We start from the raw sequence: 22,783 nt of genomic DNA on the forward strand, positions 1-22,783 counted from the left end.
AGCGGCGTCCGGACGGGATGCCGGGCGTCGCTCAGGAGAGCAGGCGGCGGGGCATGAGGAGATACCGGAAGCCCGGGTCCTCGGCCCCCTCCGGGACCGAGCCCGAGATGACGACCGGCTTGGAGGACTGGGTGAAGGCGAGCTCGACGACGTCCTGGTCGATGGCGCCGAGGCCGTCGAGGAGGAACTGCGGGTTGAACCCGGTCGTGATGTCCTCGCCCTCGATGTCCGCCTCGATCGACTCCGAGGCCTGCGCCTCGTCGCCGGTGCCGGCGTCGAGCGTCAGCACGCCGTCGCTGAAGGCGAGCTGGACGGCGGTGTTGCGCTCGGCCACCAGGGCGACGCGCTTGACCGACTCGATGAGCGAGGCCTTCTCGACCTTCGCCACCGTGAGGTGCTCGTTGGGGAAGAGGCTGCGGACCTTGGGGAACTCGCCGTCGAGCAGGCGGGTGGTGGTCCGTCGGACGCCGCCCGGGGCGGCGCCCTCGAAGCCGATGATGCCCTCGCCGGAGCCGCCGGCGGAGAGCGCGATGGTGACCTCGCTGCCCGCGGTGAGCGACTTGGCCGTGTCGCCGAGCACCTTGGCGGGCACCAGGGCCGCCAGCGTCTCGTCGGGGGTACGGGGGTCCCAGCCGAGCTCGCGGTGGGCGAGCCGGAACCGGTCGGTGGCGAGCAGCGAGATCTGCGAGCCGTCGATCTCGATCCGGACGCCGGTGAGGACGGGGAGCATGTCGTCGCGGCCGGCGGCGGTCACGGCCTGGGCTACGGCGTGCGCGAAGACGTCGCTCTGGACGGTGCCGGTGGCGGTGGGCATGTCGGGGAGCGACGGGTAGTCCTCGACCGGCATCGTCTGCAGGCTGAAGCGCGCGGAGCCGCAGGTCAGCGAGACCCGCGGGCCGTCGAGCACCATCTCGACCGGCTTGGCCGGGAGGCTGCGGCAGATGTCGGCGAGCAGGCGGCCGCTCACCAGCGCACGGCCCTCGTCGGAGACCTCGGCCTTGAGCGTTGCGCGCGCGGACGTCTCGTAGTCGAAGGTCGACAGCACCAGTCCCTCGTCGCTCGCGTCGATGAGGAGCCCGGAGAGGACGGGGACGCTGGGACGGACCGGGAGGCTGCGGGCAGCCCAGGCGACGGCATCGGCCAGCACGTCGCGTTCGACGCGGAACTTCACGTGAGGGTCCTTCGGGGTCGGTGAGGGGCACAGAGGTCGGGACTGGGACCTGCGTCGGCTTCGGGACTCAGATCTGGACTGAGCATCCTGCCATGCGGGCGGGGGCACGGGGAGGGCGACTGTGAAGAACAGGAAGTTGTGATTCGCGGTGGGGCGGTGGGGCGGCGGGTTCTCCCCAGGGAACGGGCCGGGTGGATGTTCACGGGCGATCGACCCAAATTTCGGTGCGTGGGAGCAATAGCGTCGGTGGAAACTGTGGAGAAGTGGCGTTCTGGCTGGTCAGCGGCCTGATTTCGACTTCACAGGCGGTGTGGACGAGGCGTGGACGAATGACAGGTCCGTGTGGGTCGGGGGACCGGCCGGTGTGATTCCCCCAGGTTCTGCACAGGCCGTCCCCGGGGGTCCGGCTCCTCTCCCACACCGGCTCCACAGCCGTGGCGAATCACAAGAACCTGTGGGCAGCTGTGGGCAGCTGTGGGCGACGGGTGTGGACAGTCAGGCCTGGCGGGCCTGCATCTTGATCCGGTTGGTGAGCTCGCTGACCTGGTTGAAGACCGCGCGGCGCTCGGCGAGCAGCTGATTGATCTTGCGGTCGGCGTACATGACCGTCGTGTGGTCGCGGTTGCCGAACTGGGCGCCGATCTTCGGCAGCGAGAGGTCGGTGAGCTCGCGGCAGAGGTACATGGCGATCTGGCGGGCCATGACGAGGTGGCGCCCGCGACTGGGGCCGGTGAGCTCCTCGATCGAGAGTCCGAAGTACGCCGCGGTCTGGGCGATGATCAGGCCGGCGGTGATCTCGGGCTCGCCGCCCTCGGGGATCAGGTCCTTGAGGACGATCTCGGCCAGGGTCATGTCGACCTCCTGGCGGTTGAGGTTGGCGAACGCCGTGACCCGGATCAGCGCACCCTCGAGCTCGCGGATGTTCGTCTGGATCTTGGAGGCGATGAACTCCAGCACGTCCGGCGGCGCCGTGAGCCGGTCCATGGCGGCCTTCTTGCGGAGGATCGCGATGCGGGTCTCGAGGTCGGGCGGCTGGACGTCGGTGATCAGGCCCCACTCGAACCGGTTGCGCAGCCGGTCCTCGAGCGCCTCGAGTCGCTTGGGCGGGCGGTCGGAGGTCAGCACGATCTGCTTGTTGGCGTTGTGGAGCGTGTTGAAGGTGTGGAAGAACTCCTCCTGGGTCTGGGTCTTCCCCTCCAGGAACTGGATGTCGTCGATCAGCAGCACGTCGACGTCGCGGTAGCGCCGCTTGAACCGGTCCTGCCGGTCGTCGCGGATCGCGTTGATGAACTCGTTGGTGAACTCCTCGCTCGACACGTAGCGCACCTTGGCCCCGGTGTAGAGGCTGCGCACGTAGTGGCCGATCGCGTGGAGCAGGTGGGTCTTGCCCAGCCCGGAGTCGCCGTAGACGAGCAGCGGGTTGTACGCCTTGCCGGGTGCCTCGGCCACGGCGACCGCGGCCGCGTGGGGGAAGCGATTCGAGGAGCCGATGACGAAGGTCTCGAAGGTGTACTTGGGGTTGAGCCGGGTCTCGAGGCTGCTCGGGCTGCTGGGGGTGCGCACCGGGTCGACAGGTGCCGGCTCCGGCACGGGCATCGGAGCGGGAGCCACGACATTGTCGACATATCCATCTGTCGGCATGTCGACAGGACGACTTGTAGCCTCTGGCTGGGCCTCACCCGGGTAGCCGCTGGGGGCGGGCGACAGCGGCGCCTCCTCGAGGGCGGGGTTCACCGTGACGGCGATCCGGATCTCCCGGCCGAAGGAGAGGGTGAGTGCGTCCTCGAGCTGACCGCGCAGCCGGCCCTCGAGCTGGTTGCGGGTGAAGTCATTGGGCACCGCGATGATCGCGGTGCTCTCGTGGAGGGTGACCGGCTCGCTGGCCCGCAGCCAGGCGCGCTGGTTGGGCTGGAGGTCGTCGACCACACCGCGCCAGGCTGCGCCGAGGTCCGCCGTACTCTGGTCCACGGGGTTCCCGCCTTCTTCCTCGATTGCTGACCGGCTCGCTGCCCGTCTCTGATCCACAAGTTTGTCCACAAGCTGTGAACCACCCGCCGCCGTGGGGGCGGACCGGGTGGCCGAGACGCATCGTACGTGGCGTGACGCCGGCGTTTTCCCTGATCAGGCCGGGAATCCGAGTGGATGTCGACTGGGTCACACGGGCTGTGGCCCGGCGTCTGCTGGACGGTGGCGGGGAAGCTCGGTGGGGGCGAACGTAACAAGGCCGCTTCGGGCCGAGCAAGGATTCATCCACAGGTGGGGACAAAGGTGGGAGAGCGGCGGTTTGACCCCCCTTCTCGCCAGCGCGTACCGTTGGCCGGTCACCTGGTGTCGACCGGTGCCGCATGTCCACGAAGAGCCGCCCGGGCCCCGACGGTCCGGATCCATCGGTGTGCGTCGTGGGTGGGCGGTGCCAGCCGATGAGGCGCACTGCTGATCCCACCGGTGTGGACGATCCCTGGAACACCACCGAAAGAGAAGCTCGTGAGCAAGCGTACGTACCAGCCGAACAACCGTCGCCGTCACAAGGTGCACGGTTTCCGCCTGCGCATGCGGACCCGTGCCGGCCGCGCCATCCTTTCCGCGCGCCGCCGCAAGGGTCGCAAGAGCCTGGCCGTCTGACGGCCGGTCTCACCCCAGCCGTCGTGCTGCCCGCGGCGCACCGGCTCACCGACAGCGACGACTTCCGGACCGCTACCCGGTCCGGGCGTCGCGCCGGGTCGGCCACGCTCGTGGTGCACGTCCTGACCAGCGGCGTCGCCGGTGACGAGCCTGCCGGAGCGGCGCCGCGCGTCGGCTTCGTGGTGAGCAAGGCCGTCGGGAACGCCGTCACCCGCCACCGCGTGCAGCGCCGACTCCGCCACCTGGCCCGGGAGCACCTCGCGTCGCTCCCGGGCTCTGCTGTGCTCGTGGTGCGTGCGCTGCCCGCCGCGGCCGGCGCCTCCTCCGTGGATCTCGCCGGCGACCTCGCGCGCTGCCTGCGGCGCGTGGGCGCCGAGTGAGACGGCGGTGGCCTCGTGAAGTACCTCCTGATCGGCTTCCTCAAGGCCTACCGCGCGCTGATCAGTCCTCTCTACGGCCAGGTCTGCCGCTACCACCCCTCGTGCTCGGCGTACGCCCTCGAGGCGGTGACCGTCCACGGCAGCCTGCGCGGCAGCTGGCTCGCGGCGCGCCGGCTCGGCCGCTGCCACCCGTGGGCGGCCGGCGGCTACGACCCGGTGCCCCCTCGTGACTCCCGCGCCCCCGCGGACACCTCCCCCAGTCAAGGAGCCTGAGTGATCGACTTCTTCGCCTCCATCGGCGGCTTCATCATGACCCCGCTGTACTACGTGATCTCGGTCGTGATGATCGGGTTCCACGAGCTGTTCATCCGGCTCGGCCTCGACGCCGCGGGTGGCGCCGCCTGGGCGCTGTCGATCATCGGTCTCACCGTGGTCATCCGCGCCGCGCTGATCCCGCTGTTCGTCAAGCAGATCAAGTCCAGCCGGAACATGCAGCTGATCCAGCCCAAGGTCAAGGAGCTGCAGAAGAAGTACGGCCACGACCGGGAGCGTCTCGCCCAGGAGACGATGAAGCTCTACCGGGAGAGCGGGACCAACCCGTTCGCCTCGTGCCTGCCGATCCTGCTGCAGATGCCGATCTTCTTCGCGCTGTTCCGGCTGCTCGACCAGGCGTCCGACGGAAACCCGCGGGGCATCCTGACCGACCAGCAGGCACAGCAGTTCGGCAAGGCCGAGCTGTTCGGGGTGCCGCTGTCCAACACCTTCATCGGTGCCGGCGGCGACGTGGGCGTCATGGTCATGGCCGCGTTCCTCGTGATCGCGATGACCGTGACCACCTTCCTGACGCAGCGCCAGCTGATGAGCAAGAACATGCCGGCCGACGCGTTGAGCGGTCCGTACGCCCAGCAGCAGAAGATGCTGCTCTACGTGCTGCCGGTCGTCTTCGCGGTCGGCGGCATCGCCTTCCCGATCGGCGTCCTCCTCTACTGGACCACCTCGAACCTGTGGACCATGGGCCAGCAGTTCTACGTGATCCACAACAACCCGGCGCCCGGCACGCCCGCCGCCAAGGCCAAGGAGGAGCGCGACCGCGCCAAGGCCGCCCGGCACGGGGTCGTCCTCGAGGACGACCAGCCGACCGCCTCCGAGCCCGAGCGCCGTCCCACGCAGCGGCAGCAGCCCAAGCGCCAGACGCGTGAGCAGCGCAAGAAGTCCGGCGGCAAGCCCGCCACCCCGAAGTCCAAGGGAGAGAAGTGATGACGGAGAACTCCACCGAGACGGCCGAGCCCACCACCGAGGTGCCGGACGCTGCCGGTGAGGCCACGGAGAACACCGAGGGCCCCGACGCCTCGGGCGAGGGTCGCCAGTCCCGCGTCGAGCGCCTCGAGCAGGAGGGCGACATCGCGGCCGACTACCTCGAGGAGCTCCTCGACATCGCCGACCTCGACGGCGACCTGGACATGGACGTCGAGGGCGACCGCGCGGCGGTCTCCATCGTGGGTGCCGACCTGCAGCAGCTCGTCGGTCGCGACGGCGAGGTCCTCGAGGCGCTGCAGGAGCTGACCCGGTTGGCTGTCTACAGGGAGACCGGTGAGCGGTCGCGCCTGATGCTGGACATCTCCGGGCACCGGGCCCGTCGCCGCCAGGAGCTCGAGGAGCTCGCCGAGCGGACCATCGCCGAGGTGCGCGAGTCCGGCCAGCAGGTCTCGCTCGACCCGATGACCCCGTTCGAGCGGAAGGTCGTCCACGACGCCGTCGCTGCCGCGGGCCTGGTCTCGGAGTCCGAGGGTGCCGAGCCCCGCCGCTACGTGGTGGTCCTCCCCGACTGATGGACGACGTTTCACGTGAAACAGCACCCCCCGCACCCGCCCGGGCGCGGGGGGTGTTCCCTGTCGAGCGGCTTCCCCTCGCGGAGCAGTACGCCGGACTCCTCGCGACCGACGGCGTCGTCCGTGGTCTGATCGGTCCGCGCGAGGTGCCCCGACTCTGGGATCGGCACCTGCTCAACTGCGCCGTGCTGGAGTCGCTGCTCCCGCAGGACGCCACGGTCTGTGACATCGGGAGCGGGGCCGGTCTGCCGGGGCTGGTGCTGGCCATCGTCCGCCCGGACCTGCAGGTCACGCTCATCGAGCCCCTGCTGCGGCGGACCACCTTCCTCGAGGAGGCGGTCGAGGGCCTCGGGCTCACGAACGTCCGCGTCGTGCGGGGCCGGGCCGAGGACCTGCACGGCCAGGAGCGGTTCGACGTGGTGACCTCCCGGGCCGTCGCGCCGCTGGAGCGGCTGCTGCGGTGGTCGATGCCGCTGGTCACCCCGACCGGCGCCCTGGTCGCGATGAAGGGTTCCTCGGTCGGTGAGGAGATCGAGGCGGCCCGGTCGGTGCTGCGCAAGATGGGCTGCGGCGAGCCCGAGGTCGTCGAGATCGGGACCGAACTCGATCGGGCCACCACGGCGCTCCGTGTGGTCTGGGCGGATCCCGCGAAGGTAAGTTTGCGCACTCCGGGCCGCGCGGCAGCACCATCCGCGAAACGGCGTCGTCGACGCTGAGGCCCGGCCCAGACCAAGGGGAGGGTTGTGCCGTGACCGATGAGCGCCGAGTGGGCGGGTCGTCCCGCCTCGGGTGGCCCGACAGTCCCGGTGCGACGACCCGGCCCCGCGAGTTATCCACCGGTCTCGGATGGCCTGCTGAGCGCAACCGTCCACAGAATCAACAACTTTCTCCACAGACCGACCGTCCTGAAAGAGATGCCGTGGTTTCACGTGAAACGCCCACCGAGCCCCGCTTCCAGGTCCGCACCGCCGCGGACCTGGCGATGGGCTCGGCGGACTACGACGACGACAGCACCCCGCTGGCGCGCGCTGCCGAGCACGTCCTGCTCGCACGCCAGGGGGCCAGCCTCCGGCCGTCGCTGCCCCGGCCGGACGCGACCCGGGTGTTCGTCGTCGCCAACCAGAAGGGCGGGGTCGGCAAGACCACCTCGACGGTGAACCTCGCGGCGGCGCTGGTGCAGCTCGGCCAGCGCGTCCTCGTCATCGACCTCGACCCGCAGGGCAACGCCTCCACGGCGCTCGGGGTCGAGCACCACCGCGGCGTGCCGTCGACCTACGACATGCTCGTGGAGGGCGTCCCGCTCACCGACGTCGTCAGCCCGTGCCCGGACGTGGAGGGGCTCGACGTCGTGCCGGCCACGATCGACCTCGCGGGTGCCGAGATCGAGCTCGTGAGTGTCGTGGCTCGGGAGAGCCGGCTTCTCAAGGCGATCGCCGCCCATCCCGCGGTCGGGACCGCGGCGGAGGTCGGCGACGACCGGTACGACTACGTCTTCGTCGACTGCCCGCCGTCTCTCGGTCTGCTCACGCTGAACGCCCTGGTGGCGGGAGCGGAGATGCTGATCCCGATCCAGGCCGAGTACTACGCACTCGAGGGGCTCGGCCAGCTGCTCGAGACCGTGGAGATGGTCCGCAAGCACCTCAACCCGCGGCTCGAGGTCTCCACGATCCTGGTCACGATGTACGACGCCCGCACGCGGCTCGCCTCGGGCGTCGCGGACGAGGTGCGCGAGCACTTCGGTGACCAGGTCCTGAAGACCACGATCCCGAGGTCCGTCCGGGTCTCGGAGGCGCCGTCGTACGCCCAGACGGTGATGACCTACGATCCGGGGTCGCCGGGTGCGCTCTGCTACCTCGAAGCCGCCCGTGAGATCGCCACCAAGGGAGCGCCCGCGTGAACACCTCGACCCAGAAGACGCAGCGTCGTGGCCTCGGCCGCGGACTCGGCTCCCTGATCCCCACGGCACCGCCCGCCGGTGAGGAGCCCGCGGAGGCAACGGTCCCGGCCGCTGCGGTCGCGGCGCCGGTCGACGGGGCCAGCCTGTCCGCCCCGGTCGAGGCGACCGCCCAAGGGGCTGAGGGTGCTGCCCCTGTCCCGGTCGACGGGGCCTGGTTCGCCGAGCTTCCGGTTGGGCAGATCCGTCCGAACGCCGCCCAGCCACGCCAGGTCTTCGACGAGGAGGCGATGGCGGAGCTGGTCCACTCGATCAAGGAGATCGGGCTGCTCCAGCCGGTCGTGGTCCGGCGGACGGGGCAGGACTCCTACGAGCTCGTCATGGGCGAGCGCCGGTGGCGTGCCACCCAGGAGGCGGGTCTCGACACCATCCCCGCGATCGTCCGGGACACCGGGGACGACGCCATGCTGCGCGACGCGCTGCTGGAGAACCTGCACCGCTCGCAGCTGAACCCGCTGGAGGAGGCGGCCGCCTACTCCCAGCTGCTCGAGGACTTCGGCTGCACCCACGAGGAGCTGGCCAGCCGGATCGGGCGTTCCCGGCCGCAGATCAGCAACACGCTCCGGTTGCTCCGGCTCTCGCCGGCCGTCCAGCGCCGGGTCGCGGCCGGCGTCCTGTCCGCGGGGCACGCCCGCGCGCTGCTCGCGGTCGAGGACCCCGACCTGCAGGACCGCCTCGCGCAGCGGGTCGTCGCCGAGGGCATCAGTGTCCGCGGGCTCGAGGAGATCGTGGCGCTGGGCGACACAGGCCGCGCGCCCGAGCGCCAGGTGCGCCGCAGGCCCACCGCCCCGGGCCTCGTCGATCTCGCCGACCGGCTGTCGGACCGGCTCGAGACGCGGGTCAAGGTGGACCTCGGCAAGAGCAAGGGCAAGATCACGGTCGAGTTCGCCTCGATGGAGGACCTGCAGCGGATCGTCGACGTCATGGACCCGCGCAACCGCAGCGACCGCCCGATCTGAACCCAGGCGTCTCTTTGTCGACAAAGCGACAAGTCAACTAGACGACATGTCGTTCTGACGATCTGGCGACTGTAGTCCCGCGGTCAGCCGGACGGGTTGCCGCGGGCGGCACGACGGGCCGCCCGCGCTCGCTTCTCCTCGGCGTCGAGCCGCGCCGCCTCCTCCAGCGTGGGGGCGGTGCCCCCGTGCCGGGCCGGCAGCCACCAGCAACCAGGGGGCTGCTCGTCGGCGGGGTAGGCCGCGATGGCGTCGTCCAGCATGCCGGCCATCGCCCGGTGCAGCTCGGCCGTCTCCGCGACCGGGTCCTGGCCGGTCGGGTGGATCGGCTCGCCGGCACGGATCAGGATCGTCTTGCCGCGGCTGAAGTCGCGCGGGTGGTCCTTGGTCATCATCCGCTGGGTCCCCCAGAGGATCACGGGGACGATGGGCACCCCGGCCTCGGCGGCGATGCGCACCGCCCCGGTCTTGAACTCCTTGAGCTCGAAGGCCCGGGAGATGGTGGCCTCGGGGAAGATGCCGACGGCCTCGCCCGCCCGGAGGTAGTCCACCGCCGTCCGGTACGACGCCACGCCGTCGCCGCGGTCGACCTCGATGTGGTGCAGCGACCGCATCAGCGGCCCGGTCCACTTGTGGTCGAAGAGCTCGCGCTTGGCCATGAAGCGCACCTTGCGACCGGACGGGTTGGCCGCGAGGCCGCCGTAGACGAAGTCGACGTAGCCGATGTGGTTCACGGCGAGCAGCACGCCGCCGTCGCGGGGGACGTGGTCGGCACCCTGGAGGTCGATCCGCTGGCCCAGCAGCCGGAACGCCGTCTTGGCGAGGACGATGATCGGGGGATAGGTCAGGTCACGCATGGCGGTCGTTCCTTCGGGGCGGGTCAGCGCCGACCGGCGAGGAAGTCGGAGATCCGGTGGATCGCCTCCTCCAGCACCGTGACGTCGGGCAGCGTGACGAGGCGGAAGTGGTCGGGTCGCGGCCAGTTGAAGCCGGTCCCGTGGGTGACGAGGATCTTCTTGGCCCGGAGCAGGTCGAGGACGAACGACTCGTCGTCCTCGATGGGGTAGACGTCCGGGTCGAGACGGGGGAAGCAGTAGAGCGCGCCGCGGGGCCGCACCGAGCTGACGCCCGGGATCTCGTTGAGCAGCCGGTCGGCGAGCATGGCCTGCTCGTAGAAGCGGCCGCCGGGGACGATCAGCTCCTCGATCGACTGGTAGCCCCCGAGGGCCGTCTGGATCGCGTGCTGGGCCGGCACGTTGGCGCACATCCGCATGTTGGCGATGAGGGTGAGACCCTCGATGAAGTCGGTGGCGACCTCCTTGGGGCCCGAGATCATGACCCAGCCCGCGCGGTACCCGCAGACCCGGTAGCTCTTCGAGAGGCCGCTGAAGGTCAGGCAGAGGACGTCGCTGCCGGCGGCGGTGGCGGCGTGGTGGTGGACGGCGCCGTCGAACAGGATCTTCTCGTAGATCTCGTCGGCGAAGACGACGAGCTGGTGACGCCGTGCGATGTCGACGAGCCCCTTGACGGTCGCCTCGCTGTAGACGGCGCCCGTGGGGTTGTTGGGGTTGATGATCACCAGCGCATGGGTGTTCTCGGTGATCTTGGACTCGATGTCGTCGAGGTCGGGGTTCCAGTCGTTGCTCTCGTCGCACTCGTAGTGCACCGGGATGCCCCCCGAGAGCGTGACCGCGCCGGTCCAGAGCGGGTAGTCCGGCGCGGGCACGAGGATCTCGTTGCCGTCGTCGACGAAGGCCTGGAGCACCATCGAGATGAGCTCGGAGACGCCGTTGCCGATGAAGACGTCCTCGACGGCGACGTCCCGCAGCCCCCGTTCCTGGTAGTACTGGGCCACGGCCGTGCGCGCGGGGTAGATGCCCTGCGAGTCGCTGTAGCCCTGGGCCTCCGGCAGGTGGTGCACCATGTCGGCGACGATCGCCTCCGGGGCCTCGAAGCCGAAGGGGGCGGGGTTGCCGATGTTGAGCTTGAGGATCCGGTGGCCCTCGGCCTCCAGCCGGTGGGCCTCGGTCAGGATCGGCCCCCGGACGTCGTACCGGACGTGCTGCAGCTTCTTGCTCTGACGGATCTGGCGCACGACGACATCCTCGCAGGCTCGCCCGAGGTCCGGGCGAGGCGTCCGTCGGCTGCCTAGGATGGGTCCTGGAGGTTCAGCACCGATGACCCGCAGCATCGTCCGGCTGGAGCCGGCGCACCTGGCGGCGGTCGACGCGCCGTGCGGCGGTCCCTGCCTGTTCTGGGAGCGGGATCCGGTCAGCCGGTCGCGGTCGGTCGACCCGGCCGCCGACAAGGCCGAGTGGCTCGCGGACGTGCAGCGGGAGTGGGGCGACTGCGGCCACGCCGTCCTGGTGCACGGGGTGCCCGTCGGGTACGCCGTCTACGCGCCGGCGGCGTTCGTCCCCGGCGCGGCGGCCTTCCCGACCGCCCCGGTCTCGTCGGACGCCGTGCTGCTGACCACGGTGCGCGTGGTGCCGGCGGCCAGCGGGGGCGGGCTGGGAAAGCTGCTGGTGCATCGGATGGCGCGGGACCTGGTGCACCGCCGGGTCCGGGCCGTGGAGGCCTTCGGCGACGTCCGGGGCCGCCGTGAGTGCGTCCTGCCGGCCGGGTTCCTCGAGGCCGTGGGGTTTCACGTGCAACGGGAGCACGGGCAGACGCCGCGGATGCGCATGGACCTGCGGAACGCCCTGACCTGGCGCAGCGACATCGAGGCGGCCTGGGACCGTCTCGTCGGCGCGGTGCGGCCCACCCCCGAGACGGGCCGCGCCCCCGAGGCGTCGCGGGTGCTTCGGACGGCTCGGGGGCGCGGGGTGCGCTCGGGCGCTGGGCTCAGGTGATCTGGGCTCAGGTGATCTGGGCTCAGATGAACTCGGAGAGCTCGTTGAGCAGCGCGGCCTTCGGTCGGGCGCCGACGATCGACTTCACGACCTCGCCGTTCTGGTAGACGTTGATGGTCGGGATGCCGGTGACCCGGTAGGACGAGGGGGTCACGGGGTTCTCGTCGACGTTCATCTTCAGGAAGGTGATCTTCTCGCCGTGGTCGGAGGCGAGCTCGTCGAGGATCGGCGCCACCTGACGGCACGGACCGCACCACTCGGCCCAGAAGTCGACGAGGACGGGCTTGTCCGACTTGAGCACCTGGGTCTCGAAGTCGGAGTCGGTCACGGCTGCGATGTTCGCCACGGATCTACCTTTCGTTGGGTGCGGCCTGCAGAGAAGTGAACACCATGCCGGGGACGGATGTTCCGTGCCCGGGGGCGGTCACCGGGAGCTCACAGGCCTGCGGTCTGGACGGTCTCGGTGACGGGCTCGGAGGCGACGGCCTCCTGCGCCTCGTCGGTGCTGGCGGAGGTGTGGTCGAGGTCGGCGAGGTAGCGCTCGGCGTCGAGCGCGGCCGCGCACCCCGTGCCGGCGGCGGTGATGGCCTGCCGGTAGTGGTGGTCGACCAGGTCGCCGGAGGCGAAGACGCCGGGCAGGTTGGTCGCGGTCGAGGGGTGCTCGACGAGCACGTAGCCGTTCTCGTCGAGGTCCACCTGGCCGTGGAGCAGCTCCGAGCGCGGGTCGTGGCCGATGGCGATGAAGAGCCCGGTCGCGTCGAGCGGCTTCGTCTCGCCGGTGACGGTGTCGCGCAGGACGACGCCCTCGAGGCGCTCCTCGCCCTTGATCTCGGCGACCTCGGAGTTCCAGAGGATCTCCAGCTTCGGGTCGGCAAAGGCGCGCTCCTGCATGATCTTGGAGGCGCGGAGCTCGTCGCGGCGGTGGATGAGCGTCACCTTGGAGCCGAACCGGGTCAGGAAGGTCGCCTCCTCGATGGCGGAGTCTCCGCCGCCCACGACCGCGATGTGCTGGTCGCGGAAGAAGAAGCCGTCGCAGGTGGCGCACCAGGAGACGCCGCGGCCCGACAGCTCCTCCTCGCGGGGGAGGCCGAGCTTGCGGTAGCCGGAGCCGGTCGCGAGGATCACGGCCCGCGCCTCGTAGCTGTCGGTGGCCGTCCTCACGACCTTCACGTCGCCCTTCAGGTCGACCTCGACGACGTCGTCGGCGACCAGCTCGGCGCCGAAGCGCTCGGCCTGCGCGCGCATCTCGTCCATGAGCGCGGGGCCCATGATGCCGTCGCGGAAGCCGGGGAAGTTCTCCACCTCGGTGGTGTTCATCAGCGCACCGCCGGCGGTCACGGATCCCTCGAAGACGAGCGGGTGCAGCGACGCGCGGGCGGCGTACACGGCGGCCGTGTAGCCGGCCGGCCCGGAGCCGATGATGATGACGTTGCGCGGTGCGGACATGGAAGCAGTGCTCCTGAGATCGGGGACGTGAGTGGAACCGATCGTAGGCGAGCAACATTCCCGCGCCGCCGACGCGCCCTGTCAGCGCGTGGGCAGCGTCACCGACCGCAGCGGCTTCTCCTCGCCGCACAGGAACAGGTCGGCGACCTGGCTGTCGCCAGTCGGCTCGCGCAGGACCAGCACCGCCGGGGCCGGGCCGTACTCGACGGCGAGCCGGGTGCCCCGGCCCCAGTCGGAGGTCTCGCAGCCCTCGACGGCGGCGTACGGCCCGCTGCCGCGCTCGAGCTCGGACGCGGGCTGCCGGCGGGCGATGGCACGGGCCCGGCGTGCGCCCTCGGCGAAGGCCTCCGGGCTGATCCGGACCAGCGGCTCCGCCAGCGACTCCGCGGAGAGCTCGGAGTCGCCCTCCGGCGCCTCCGCGGCGCCACCCGCCGAGTCCTCCTGCGGGGCCGACTCCGCGGCGGCCCCGGGCTCCTCGGACGACTCCGACAGCGCGGTGGCGCCCGCGTCCGCGGTGGTGGCGGCCTGGTCGGCGTCCGGCTGCACCACCTGGGCGACGCCGATCCCCACGACGATCGCCGCGGCCGCGGCGACCAGCAGCCCGGCCGCGCGGCGGCGCCGCGTGGCCAGCTGGGTGACCGTGGCCTCGCGGGCCGGCTCGGCGGCCAGGTCGTCGAGCACCCGGTCGAGGCGGTCGGCCACCTCGGCGGGCACCGGCTCGCCGTGACGGGCGTCGGCCAGCAGGCGGCGCACCTCCGCGTCGCGGGCGGACAGGCCCTCGGGGTCGGGCGTGCTCTGGTCGGTCACGGAGCTCACCTCCTCGGCTCGGTCGTGGATGGGACGGGCGGCGGCTCGGGGGGGTTCCCGCCGGGCGGGTGGCCCCCGTCACGGCCCCCGTCACGCCCCTCGTCGCGGCCCTCGTCGCGGCCCTCGTCGCGGCCCTCGTCTCCGGGGAAGCGGAGCAGCTCCGCCAGCCGGACTCGGCCTCGCGAGCACCGCGACTTGACCGTGCCCACGGCGCAGTCGAGCATCGCCGCGGCCTCCGCGACGGGGTAGCCCTCCATGTCGACGAGGACCAGCGCCGCGCGCTGCTCCGGAGGCAGCGTCGCCAGGGCCCGCAGCACCTCGGCACGCCGCTCGCCGGCCTCGGCCTCGGCGGCGGGGTCGAGCGGCGGGCTGCTCCAGGTGGTCGTCGCGGGACCGGAGCCGTCGGGGTCGTCGGGCAGCGGCTCGGCACGCCGCACCTTCGCGGCGCGGATCCGGTCGAGGCAGGCGTTCACCACGACCCGGTGCAGCCACGTCGTCACCGCAGCGTCGCCGCGGAAGGAGCCAGCCCGGCGGTACGCCGCGACCATGCCGTCCTGCAGGCCGTCGGCGGCGTCGTCCGGGTTGCCGGTGGTGCGCAGCGCCACCGCCCACAGCCGGTCCCGGTGCCGCGCGAACAGCGTCCCGAAGGCCTCGGCCTCGCCACGGACGTGGGCGGCGAGCAGCTCGGCGTCCGACCGGTCGTCGGGCGTGACGCTCACCGGAGCACGCTCATCCCCGGACCACGACCTCGGCGACCTCACCGCGGAAGCCGCCGTCGACGGCCGGGATCGACGTCAGCCACACCACGACGTACCGGCCGGTGGCGGGCTCGTCGAGCTCTACCCGTCCGCGGGGCCCGTCGGCGGTGGTGCTGCCGGCCGCGGTCAGGCCGGCGACCGCCGACGGCGCCTCGTCGGTGACGTAGACCGAGAAGGAGGTCGGGGCCCCGACGAACGTGACGTCGACGGCGCCGACGTCGGCGCTCTCGCCGAGGTCGATGGTGAGTCCGACGCCGGTCTTCAGCCCGCCGGGGCCGAAGTTCTGCTGGTAGGTCATCGTGCGCCACGCGGTCGCCGGGTCACCGTCGACGACCAGCGGTGCGAGCTCGGGGTTCTCCTCGGGCGGGTCGCCCTGCGGGTCGAGGTCGTCCGCTCCGGCCGCCGCGACGGGCGACAGTCGTTCGGGGGTGGCCGACGGCGTGGCGGCCGACGGGTCCTCGGCGGGCTCGGTGCCGAGCGGGGACCGGCCGCGACCGAGGTTGAACGCGACGACCACGGCGATCAGCAGGACCGTGCTGAGGCCGATGACCGCGGCCAGCCGCAGCCAGCTGCGGCCGGGGACGGTGTCGTTGCCCTCCTCCTCGTCGTCGGCGACGGGGATCACGCCGCTGCCGGTGCCGGTGCCGGTCCCGGTGTGCGCCTCCCACGGCCAGTAGTCCGGCGCGGTGGCCGCAGCCGTGCGCGGCCGGGGGCGGCGCACCGGTTGGCCGTCCGGCGGCTCGGGGGCGAAGAGCGGCCGCTCCGGCGGGTCCTCGAACGGCGGGGGTGGCGGGGGCGTCTCCGCCCGGGCCGCGAGCCACGACACCTCGTCGTTCTCGTCGTCGAAGACGGGCATGCCGGCCTGGGTGGGCAGCTCCGTCGACGGCGGCGGCGTGGCGGCGTCCTCCGCGGTGGCGGTCCGGTCGTCGGCGTCCTCGGCCGGCTCGCCGAACACCTCCGGCGGGGCGACGGGCGGGACTGCCGGCGGGGTGGGCCGAGTCGGCCGCGGCGCGGGACGGGGGGCCGAGGTCGGCGGTCCGACAGTGGGGAGGACCTGGGTCGCACCGGCGGAGCGGCGCCGGCCCGCCGCGGCCTCGGCCGCCGCCATGCCGGTCGGGTCGCCCACAAAGTCGCGCAGCGCGGCGGCGACGCCGGCGGCGTCGTGCTCCTCGCCGTCCACCTGGACGCCGGACCACGGGTTGATCAGCTGGTCGCACAGGGTGTCGAGGACGCGGGGCACCCCGGCCTTGACCTGGCGGGGACGCAGCACCCGGCCCGCCTCCTGAGGCGCCTCGGGGACCGCGGACCGGGAGACCCCACCCCAACGGCCGGTCATGAGGAAGTAGAGGAGCGCGCCCAGGTCGGTGAGGTCGCTCGAGACGCGGCCGGGCGGCAGGCCCAGCAGAGCTGCGTCGACGCAGAAGCCGATGACCCGCAGCGAGCCGCTCTCGTCGACGAGGACGTTCTCCGGGACGAGTCGGCCGTGGGCGACGCCGGCGTCGTGGGCGACGGCGAGGCAGGCGGCCACCTCGGAGACCATCCACGCCGCGCGGCGGGCCTGGAGCGGACCCTCCTGCGCCACCAGGTTGTCGAGGGAGGTGCCGGAGCCCCACTCGTTGACGACGTAGCAGAGGCCGTTGCGCTGGTCGACGTCGAGGACGCGCAGGATCCGCCGGTCCGGCACGGTCGCCGACCGGCGCGCCGCGTCCATCAGCGCAGTCGCGTGGGAGTCCTCGGTGGAGACCACGTGGACGGCGACGTGACGCTCGAGCGTGCGGTCGTGGGCCCGCCAGAAGCGGCCGTTCCCGGTCTCGCTGAGCAGGTCGACGAGGAGGTAGCGGTCGGCGAGGACGTCACCCGGGCGGATCGAGTGCGGCACGGGGACGAGCTCTCCTTCCGGGGTTCACGGGTGAGGGGGCTGCGTGCCACCTCCCCCTCATCGTAGGCCGATCGTAGGGGGGTCAGGCCCGCCGCCGGACCGGCAGGCGGCGCGTGATCGTCGCCACCATGTCGCCGACCTCCGTCAGCCGGACCAGCCTGGCGAGGGCGACGAAGACGACGACGTGGACGAGACCGACCGCGACCGCCCGCAGGCCGGCCACCGGCAGCGCCGGGTCGGGGAGCAGCTCCCGCAGTCCCGCGGCCACCAGCGCGGCGGCCAGCGCGCCGACCCCGGCTGCGACGAGCAGCCGGCCCAGGAAGCGCACGAGCCGCGGCACCTGCAGTTCACCGACGGTGCGGCGCAGCACCACGAAGGAGAGCACCGAGCCCACGGCGTACGACGTGCCGTAGGCGGCCACCAGGGCGGGCGCGGTGTGCTCGGGCGAGACGTTCCGGGTGAGCAGCACCGCCGCCGCGATGTTGGTGGCGGCGATGGCGCACTGGACCAGGAACACCGTGCGGGTCTGCTCGAGGGCGTAGAACCCGCGCAGGGTCAGGTAGTGGACGGTGAAGAAGACCAGGCCGGCGCCGAAGAGCGCCAGCGACGGGGCGAAGACCGCGAAGGTCTCGCTGCCGGCTCCCCAGCCCCAGATGACCTGCGAGACGTCCCTTGCCACGAGGGGGAGCAGCAGCGCGAACGGCACGATGACCGCCAGCGCGCTGCGCATCGCGACCCCGAGGGTCCGGCCGAGCTCGGGCAGGTCCCCCTCGGCGGCGCGGTCGCTGAGCGTGGGCAGGATCGCGGTCGCGAGGGAGACGGTCACGATCGAGTGCGGCACCATCACGATCAGGAAGGTGAATGCGTAGACGGTGTAGCCGGTGCCGTCCTCGCCGGCGGCTCCGCTCGACGCCAGCCGCACCACGACGGTGTAGGCGATCTGGTTGACGATGACGAAGAGCACGGTCCACACGCCGAGCCGCAGCGTGTGGCCGAGCCCGGTGCGGCGGAAGTCGAAGCGCGGGCGGTAGTGGAACCCGGCGGCGCCGAGGTAGGGCAGCAGGATCAGCAGCTGCGCCACGATGCCCGCCGTCGCGGTGAGGCCGAGCAGCGCCTCCTGGCCGGCGGTGTAGGCGCTGTCGAGCCGGTCCTCGGCCACCGGCCCGAACACGAACAGGTAGGCGACGAGGCCGCCGATGGCCAGCACGTTGTTGGCGATCGGCGCCCACATCATCGGGCCGAAGCGGCCACGCGAGTTCAGGATCTGCCCGACCAGCACGAACATCCCGTAGAAGAACACCTGCGGCAGGCAGTAGCGCGCGAAGTCGATGACCGACTCCCGCTGCGCCGCCAGCTCCGGCTGGTCGTACTCCTGGCCGAGGTAGAGCTGCATCACCCACGGCGCCGCCACCACGAGGAGCACCGTGACCGTCCCGAGGAAGAGCGCGGCCAGGGTGACGATGCGGTTGGTGTACGCCTCACCGCCGTCCGGGTCGTTCTTCATGGCCCGCACCAGCTGGGGCACGAGGACGGCGTTGAAGACGCCGCCCGCCAGCAGGATGTAGAGCATGTTCGGGATCGTGTTGCCGATGTTGAACAGGTCGGCGTGCAGCGCTCCGCCCAAGGCGGCGACGAGCAGGGCGGAGCGGACGAAGCCGCTCATGCGCGACACCACGGTGCCGGCGGCCATGACGGCGCTGGCGGAGAGCAGCCGCGAGTCGCCGCTGCTGACCTGCGGCTCGCTCACGCGGTGCCCCCCTCCGTACGGCGCTCCGCGCGCGCGGTCCGGACGCGTCGTACCAGCCGGACGCCGATCGCCCCGAAGAGCAGCGCGACGCCCGTGCCGAGGATCAGCCAGATGACGCGGCTGACCTGGGCGGAGCGGATGGGCAGCGCGTCGCTCGAGCCGAGAGGCGTGCCGTCGAGGTCGGTGACGACCAGCTGCACGTTGTGGACGCCGAGCCGGCCGGTGGTGGCCTCGAGCAGCACCGAGGTGCGGCTGTCGGGCCCGATCTCGATCTCGGCCGGTCCCTCGATCTGGATCGGCCGGTCCGAGAGGGCCCGGACCCGGACCGTCACCGCCTGGTCGAGGTCGTTGCTGATCACCGCCGAGAACCGGCCGGTGCTGGAGGACAGGGTCACGGCGCGCGGTGCCTGGACGGTGACCGAGCCGAGCTGGTCGAGGATCCAGCCGCGCGACCGGACCGCCTCGGACCGGGCCGAGGCCTCGCGGCGGCGGCTGGAGTAGGAGAGGACGCCGAGCGCCTCCTCGCGGACGGCGCGGGCGACCTCGTCGTTGCGCAGCAGCACGTTCTGCAGGGTCTCGCCCGCCTCGACGAGGGAGCGGGCGGTGGCGAAGGTGGTGCCGTCGAGGGCACGGCGGTTCTGGCTGCGCGGGTAGGTGAGGCCCTCGGCGGCGACCGGCTCCGGGGTCGCGCCGCGGGTGGCCGTCCGCAGGCCGGTGAGCCGCAGCCAGTCGGTGTCGAGGCCCTCGAAGAAGCCGGCCGTGCTGGTGGGGGCCCAGCCCTGCGGCAGCACGACCACCAGCGGCTCCGCGGCCTCGCCGGTGAGCCGGAGCGCTGCCTCCGCCAGGATCTTCTGGCGCATCGCGACCATCGAGCGCCGGTCGCCCGGCCCGGGACCACCGGCGGCCGCGCCCGAGGACGTCACGACGACCTCGCGCCCGTCGACCTCGGCGAGCGCGGGGGCGGGCCCGGCCGCGGTGTCGCCCTCCGGCTGGACTTCGGCGTCGCCCTCGGAGTCCTCGCCCTCGGCCGCCCCCCCGGAGGGCTGCAGCATCCGGTCGGTCAGCAGCACGGTGGTCTGCTCGGGGAGTGCCGCGAGCGCCTCGGGGCTCACGAAGCCGCTCGGCGAGGTCACCGCCGGCCGGGTGGGAACCTCCCAGGCGGTCAGCTCGCGACCCTTCAGGCGGCGGGCCACGGCGTAGGTGTCGGGGTCGTGGCGGACGGCCGCCGACACGTCGAGGTCGGCGTAGGGGAGCCGCAGCACCTGCCGGTCGCCGAGCACCGCCCGGAGCCGGTCGAGCCAAGCCTCGCCCGGCTCGGTCGCCGGCGTGGGCTCGAGCTCGTCGTCGGTGGGGACCGGCGTCTCCTGCGGGTCGGCCTCCGGGTCGCTGTCGCCGGCCCCACCGCCGCCGCGGCCCCCGCGGGCGAGGGTGTCGGCGAGCGAGCGCGGCGGGTTGCCGGCGACGAGGGCCCGCACCGCGTCCGGCACCGCCGGGTCAACCAGCCAGGTGACCGGTCGGGACCCGGCCGAGGCGCCGAGGTCCACCAGGGTGCGCAGCGGGCCGTCCTCGAGGTCGCGCGTCCAGCCCCGGACGCCGGCGATGCTGCCGTCCGCGCGGTGCCGCAGCTCGCGGCGGACGGGGATGACGAGGGCGGTGTCCACACGGTCGCCACCGGCGGCCGTGTCGGTGACCAGGGGAAGGAAGGTGCGGGCGCGGCCGTCCGCGACGTCGTCACGGCCCTGCGGCGACTCACCCAGGGCGTGCACCCCGAACCAGTAGACACCCGGCTCGGTGGCGCCGATGGCGGCGCGGGGCACGCGGATGGCGTACTGCGCGGTCTCCCCGGGGGCGAGGTCGCCCACGTTGTCGAAGGTGCCGGGCTCGGTGATCCGGCCGCCGACGTACTCCTCGGCCGGCAGCGCGGACTGCTGGGCGAGGTCGGCACTGGAGCTGATGGGGGTGTCGCCGACGAAGACGTGGAGGTTGACCGCCTGCCAGGTCTCGTCGGAGCGGTTGGTCACCGAGCCGAGCACCCGGACCGGCCCGCGCCGAGGCAGGGTCGACGGCGTGAGGTCGTCGATGGTGACGCCGAGCGCGTCGACGTGCGTCGAGCGCCGGGCTGCCTGGGCTGCCTGGGCTGTGTGGGCTGCCTGGCCGGGAGCCGCCGCGGCCGCCGGCACCACCGGCAGCAGGGGTGTCACCGTGGCCGCCGACGCGACTGCCGCCACGACGGCAGGCAGCAGCGAACGGGGGCGGAGCACGGCGACGACTCTAGCCGTCGCCACGGGCGATAGAGTGGTCCGCCGTGTCCGACGCCGCCCAGCCCCCGCTCCGCATCGTCGAGGTGCAGCGGTCGGTCGCCGAGGAGCTCGACCGCATCTCGCCCGTCATCGACGAGCTCGGCCGGCGGTTCTCCGAGGCGGGCCACGAGCTGGCCCTCGTCGGCGGCCCGGTGCGCGACGCGATGCTGGGCCGGCACCACAACGACCTCGACCTCACCACCTCCGCGCGCCCCGAGCAGACCGAGAAGCTGCTGAAGGGCTGGGCGGACGCGATCTGGGACATCGGACGCGACTTCGGCACCATCGGATGCCGCCGCGGCGAGTGGCAGGTCGAGATCACGACGTACCGGTCGGAGACCTACGACCCGTCCTCCCGGAAGCCCGAGGTCGACTACGGCGACAGCCTGGTCGGCGACCTCGGCCGCCGCGACTTCACGGTGAACGCGATGGCGGTGTCCCTCCCCGGCCGCGAGATCCAGGACCCGTACGGCGGGGTGGTCGACCTCGCCCACCGGGTGCTGCGCACGCCCGGCCGTCCGGAGGACTCCTTCTCCGACGACCCGCTCCGGATGATGCGGGCCGCGCGGTTCGCGGCCCAGCTGGATTTCACCGTGGCGCCCGAGGTGGTCGCCGCGATGACCGCGATGGCCGACCGGATCGAGATCATCTCGGCGGAGCGGGTCCGTGACGAGCTGGTCAAGCTGGTGTGCGCGCCGCACCCCCGCCGCGGCCTCGCGCTGCTCGTCGAGACCGGTCTCGCCGACCATGTGCTGCCGGAGCTGCCGGCGCTGGCGCTCGAGCGCGACGAGCACCACCGCCACAAGGACGTCTACGAGCACACCCTGACGGTGCTCGAGCAGGCGATCGACCTCGAGGACCGGCTGGCCGGTCCCGACGCTGCTGCCGGTCCCGACGGGATGGCCCGCCCCGACTTCGTCTCCCGCTTCGCGGCGCTGATGCACGACGTCGGCAAGCCGCGCACCCGCCGCTTCCAGGGCGACGGCACCGTGACCTTCCACCACCACGACGTGGTCGGCGCCAAGATGACCCGCAAGCGGATGAAGGCGCTGCGCTTCTCCAACGACGAGACCGAGGCGGTCTCGAAGCTGGTCGAGCTGCACCTGCGGTTCCACGGCTACGGCGACGGGGAGTGGACCGACAGCGCCGTGCGCCGGTACGTCCGCGACGCCGGCGACCAGCTCGAGCGGCTGCACGTGCTCACCCGCGCCGACTGCACCACCCGCAACCGCCGCAAGGCGGCCCGGCTGCGCCGCACGTACGACGAGCTGGAGGAGCGGATCGCCCGGCTCTCCGAGGAGGAGGAGCTCGCCTCCATCCGGCCCGACCTCGACGGCAACCAGATCATGCAGATCCTGGGCATCGCCCCCGGCCGCGAGGTCGGCGACGCCTACAAGTTCCTGCTCGAGCTGCGGATGGACCGTGGCCCGCTCGGTGAGGACGAGGCCCGGCGCGAGCTGCTCGCCTGGTGGGAGTCCCGGCAGGTCTGAGGGCCGCGGCCCTGTGGCCTGCGTCATAGGGGCGCTCGTCGTACCGCCAGTATGGTTCGCGCGACCCCGAACCCAGGAGCCCGCATGACTGCGTCCCCCTCGTCCCCCGCCGCCGACCAGCTCGAGCAGTCGATCGAGATCACCGCTGCGCCCGCCCAGGTGTGGGCACTCGTGACCGACCTGCCGCGAATGGCGGCGTGGAGCCCGCAGGTGGTGCGCACCTTCGTGAAGGGCCCGGTCCAGCTCGGCACCCGCACCTTCAACATCAACCGTCGCGGCCCGCTCTTCTGGCCGACCCGCGCCAAGGTGGTGCGCTTCGAGCCGCACCGCGACTTCGCCTTCCGGGTCAAGGACAACAAGACGATCTGGTCCTTCGAGCTCGAGCCCACCGCCACCGGCACGAAGGTCACCCAGCGCCGGGAGACCCCGCAGGGCATCTCCGACATCTCCATCAAGCTCACCAAGACGGTGCTCGGCGGCCAGGAGCAGTTCCGCTCCGAGCTGCTGGAGGGGATGCGCCGCACCCTCGAGGGCATCAAGGCCGAGGCCGAGGCCTGAGCCCCGCGCTGCGGCGCCGACGCCCCCGCGAACA

The 22,783-nt window shown here is 72.4% G+C and carries 22 protein-coding genes; 11 read left to right on the forward strand and 11 right to left on the reverse strand.

The genetic code is table 11. The annotated features are described in order from the left end of the window. Positions 1-31 precede the first annotated feature (31 nt). Both dnaN and dnaA read right to left on the reverse strand, forming a co-directional pair. Positions 32-1,171, reverse strand: coding sequence for a DNA polymerase III subunit beta (dnaN, locus tag ACFP2E_RS10570; RefSeq protein WP_378524608.1), 1,140 nt, complete (start codon positions 1,169-1,171; stop codon positions 32-34). Between the two features lie 495 nt (positions 1,172-1,666). After that, entirely contained in the window at positions 1,667-3,163 is a 1,497-nt protein-coding gene (gene dnaA / locus ACFP2E_RS10575; protein WP_378524675.1) for a chromosomal replication initiator protein DnaA, read from the reverse strand. A 492-nt stretch (positions 3,164-3,655) separates the two neighbouring features. Between dnaA and rpmH the strand changes: the two genes are divergently transcribed. The 8 genes from rpmH (at position 3,656) to ACFP2E_RS10615 (ending at position 8,915) form a co-directional block, all read left to right on the forward strand. Beyond that, positions 3,656-3,793: a 50S ribosomal protein L34 gene (gene rpmH / locus ACFP2E_RS10580; RefSeq protein ID WP_114780495.1), complete on the forward strand. Its 138-nt coding sequence runs from the start codon at positions 3,656-3,658 to the stop codon at positions 3,791-3,793. Positions 3,794-3,816: 23 nt separating this feature from the next. Then, positions 3,817-4,173 carry a ribonuclease P protein component gene (rnpA, locus tag ACFP2E_RS10585; protein ID WP_378524607.1) on the forward strand — a complete coding sequence of 119 codons (357 nt, stop codon included), beginning with the start codon at positions 3,817-3,819 and terminating at the stop codon, positions 4,171-4,173. A 15-nt stretch (positions 4,174-4,188) separates the two neighbouring features. After that, complete coding sequence (gene yidD, locus ACFP2E_RS10590; RefSeq protein WP_378524606.1) at positions 4,189-4,446, forward strand: membrane protein insertion efficiency factor YidD; 258 nt, start codon at positions 4,189-4,191, stop codon at positions 4,444-4,446. Positions 4,447-4,482: 36 nt separating this feature from the next. Further along, entirely contained in the window at positions 4,483-5,430 is a 948-nt protein-coding gene (gene yidC / locus ACFP2E_RS10595) for a membrane protein insertase YidC (RefSeq protein ID WP_378524674.1), read from the forward strand. After that, complete coding sequence (locus ACFP2E_RS10600; protein WP_378524605.1) at positions 5,430-6,002, forward strand: protein jag; 573 nt, start codon at positions 5,430-5,432, stop codon at positions 6,000-6,002. The genes yidC and ACFP2E_RS10600 overlap by 1 nt, the downstream gene beginning before the upstream one ends. 53 nt (positions 6,003-6,055) lie before the next feature. Then, entirely contained in the window at positions 6,056-6,718 is a 663-nt protein-coding gene (gene rsmG / locus ACFP2E_RS10605; RefSeq protein WP_378524604.1) for a 16S rRNA (guanine(527)-N(7))-methyltransferase RsmG, read from the forward strand. 266 nt (positions 6,719-6,984) lie between these two features. Next, positions 6,985-7,899, forward strand: coding sequence for a ParA family protein (locus ACFP2E_RS10610; protein ID WP_378524673.1), 915 nt, complete (start codon positions 6,985-6,987; stop codon positions 7,897-7,899). Next, on the forward strand, positions 7,896-8,915 hold the full coding sequence (locus ACFP2E_RS10615) for a ParB/RepB/Spo0J family partition protein (protein WP_378524603.1): 1,020 nt from the start codon (positions 7,896-7,898) through the stop codon (positions 8,913-8,915). The genes ACFP2E_RS10610 and ACFP2E_RS10615 overlap by 4 nt, the downstream gene beginning before the upstream one ends. Positions 8,916-8,998: 83 nt before the next feature. On the opposite strand, the gene ACFP2E_RS10620 is transcribed toward ACFP2E_RS10615, so the two are convergent. Together ACFP2E_RS10620 and ACFP2E_RS10625 are read right to left on the reverse strand one after the other, a co-directional pair. Continuing rightward, positions 8,999-9,769, reverse strand: a complete 771-nt coding sequence (locus ACFP2E_RS10620; protein ID WP_378524602.1) for a lysophospholipid acyltransferase family protein — start codon at positions 9,767-9,769, stop codon at positions 8,999-9,001. 23 nt (positions 9,770-9,792) lie between these two features. Beyond that, positions 9,793-11,007 (reverse strand): pyridoxal phosphate-dependent aminotransferase, encoded by a 1,215-nt coding sequence (locus ACFP2E_RS10625; RefSeq protein ID WP_378524601.1) that lies wholly within the window; start codon positions 11,005-11,007, stop codon positions 9,793-9,795. Positions 11,008-11,089: 82 nt separating this feature from the next. Between ACFP2E_RS10625 and ACFP2E_RS10630 the strand changes: the two genes are divergently transcribed. After that, positions 11,090-11,764, forward strand: a complete 675-nt coding sequence (locus ACFP2E_RS10630; RefSeq protein ID WP_378524600.1) for a GNAT family N-acetyltransferase — start codon at positions 11,090-11,092, stop codon at positions 11,762-11,764. A gap of 22 nt (positions 11,765-11,786) precedes the next feature. Here the strand turns inward: ACFP2E_RS10630 and trxA are convergent, their stop codons facing one another. The 7 genes from trxA to ACFP2E_RS10665 all read right to left on the reverse strand — a co-directional run bounded on the left by trxA (position 11,787) and on the right by ACFP2E_RS10665 (position 20,662). Next, positions 11,787-12,110 carry a thioredoxin gene (trxA, locus tag ACFP2E_RS10635; RefSeq protein ID WP_378524599.1) on the reverse strand — a complete coding sequence of 108 codons (324 nt, stop codon included), beginning with the start codon at positions 12,108-12,110 and terminating at the stop codon, positions 11,787-11,789. Positions 12,111-12,199: 89 nt separating this feature from the next. After that, on the reverse strand, positions 12,200-13,210 hold the full coding sequence (gene trxB / locus ACFP2E_RS10640) for a thioredoxin-disulfide reductase (protein WP_378524598.1): 1,011 nt from the start codon (positions 13,208-13,210) through the stop codon (positions 12,200-12,202). Between the two features lie 81 nt (positions 13,211-13,291). Continuing rightward, positions 13,292-14,017, reverse strand: coding sequence for a hypothetical protein (locus ACFP2E_RS10645; RefSeq protein WP_378524597.1), 726 nt, complete (start codon positions 14,015-14,017; stop codon positions 13,292-13,294). Positions 14,018-14,022: 5 nt separating this feature from the next. Next, positions 14,023-14,736: an RNA polymerase sigma factor SigM gene (sigM, locus tag ACFP2E_RS10650; RefSeq protein ID WP_378524596.1), complete on the reverse strand. Its 714-nt coding sequence runs from the start codon at positions 14,734-14,736 to the stop codon at positions 14,023-14,025. Positions 14,737-14,746: 10 nt separating this feature from the next. Further along, positions 14,747-16,654 (reverse strand): protein kinase family protein, encoded by a 1,908-nt coding sequence (locus tag ACFP2E_RS10655; protein ID WP_378524595.1) that lies wholly within the window; start codon positions 16,652-16,654, stop codon positions 14,747-14,749. Positions 16,655-16,736: 82 nt separating this feature from the next. Beyond that, positions 16,737-18,401 (reverse strand): murein biosynthesis integral membrane protein MurJ, encoded by a 1,665-nt coding sequence (murJ, locus tag ACFP2E_RS10660; RefSeq protein ID WP_378524594.1) that lies wholly within the window; start codon positions 18,399-18,401, stop codon positions 16,737-16,739. Next, positions 18,398-20,662 carry a DUF6049 family protein gene (locus tag ACFP2E_RS10665; RefSeq protein ID WP_378524593.1) on the reverse strand — a complete coding sequence of 755 codons (2,265 nt, stop codon included), beginning with the start codon at positions 20,660-20,662 and terminating at the stop codon, positions 18,398-18,400. Before ACFP2E_RS10665 ends, murJ begins: the two co-directional genes overlap by 4 nt. Before the next feature lie 74 nt (positions 20,663-20,736). On the opposite strand from ACFP2E_RS10665, the gene ACFP2E_RS10670 reads away from it, so the two are divergent. Together ACFP2E_RS10670 and ACFP2E_RS10675 are read left to right on the forward strand one after the other, a co-directional pair. Next, positions 20,737-22,191 carry a CCA tRNA nucleotidyltransferase gene (locus ACFP2E_RS10670; protein WP_378524672.1) on the forward strand — a complete coding sequence of 485 codons (1,455 nt, stop codon included), beginning with the start codon at positions 20,737-20,739 and terminating at the stop codon, positions 22,189-22,191. An 84-nt stretch (positions 22,192-22,275) separates the two neighbouring features. Next, complete coding sequence (locus ACFP2E_RS10675; protein ID WP_378524592.1) at positions 22,276-22,749, forward strand: SRPBCC family protein; 474 nt, start codon at positions 22,276-22,278, stop codon at positions 22,747-22,749. Positions 22,750-22,783: the final 34 nt, after the last annotated feature.

Origin of the sequence: Nocardioides sp. GCM10027114, from assembly GCF_042659625.1 — a bacterium.
Taxonomy (GTDB): domain Bacteria; phylum Actinomycetota; class Actinomycetes; order Propionibacteriales; family Nocardioidaceae; genus Nocardioides.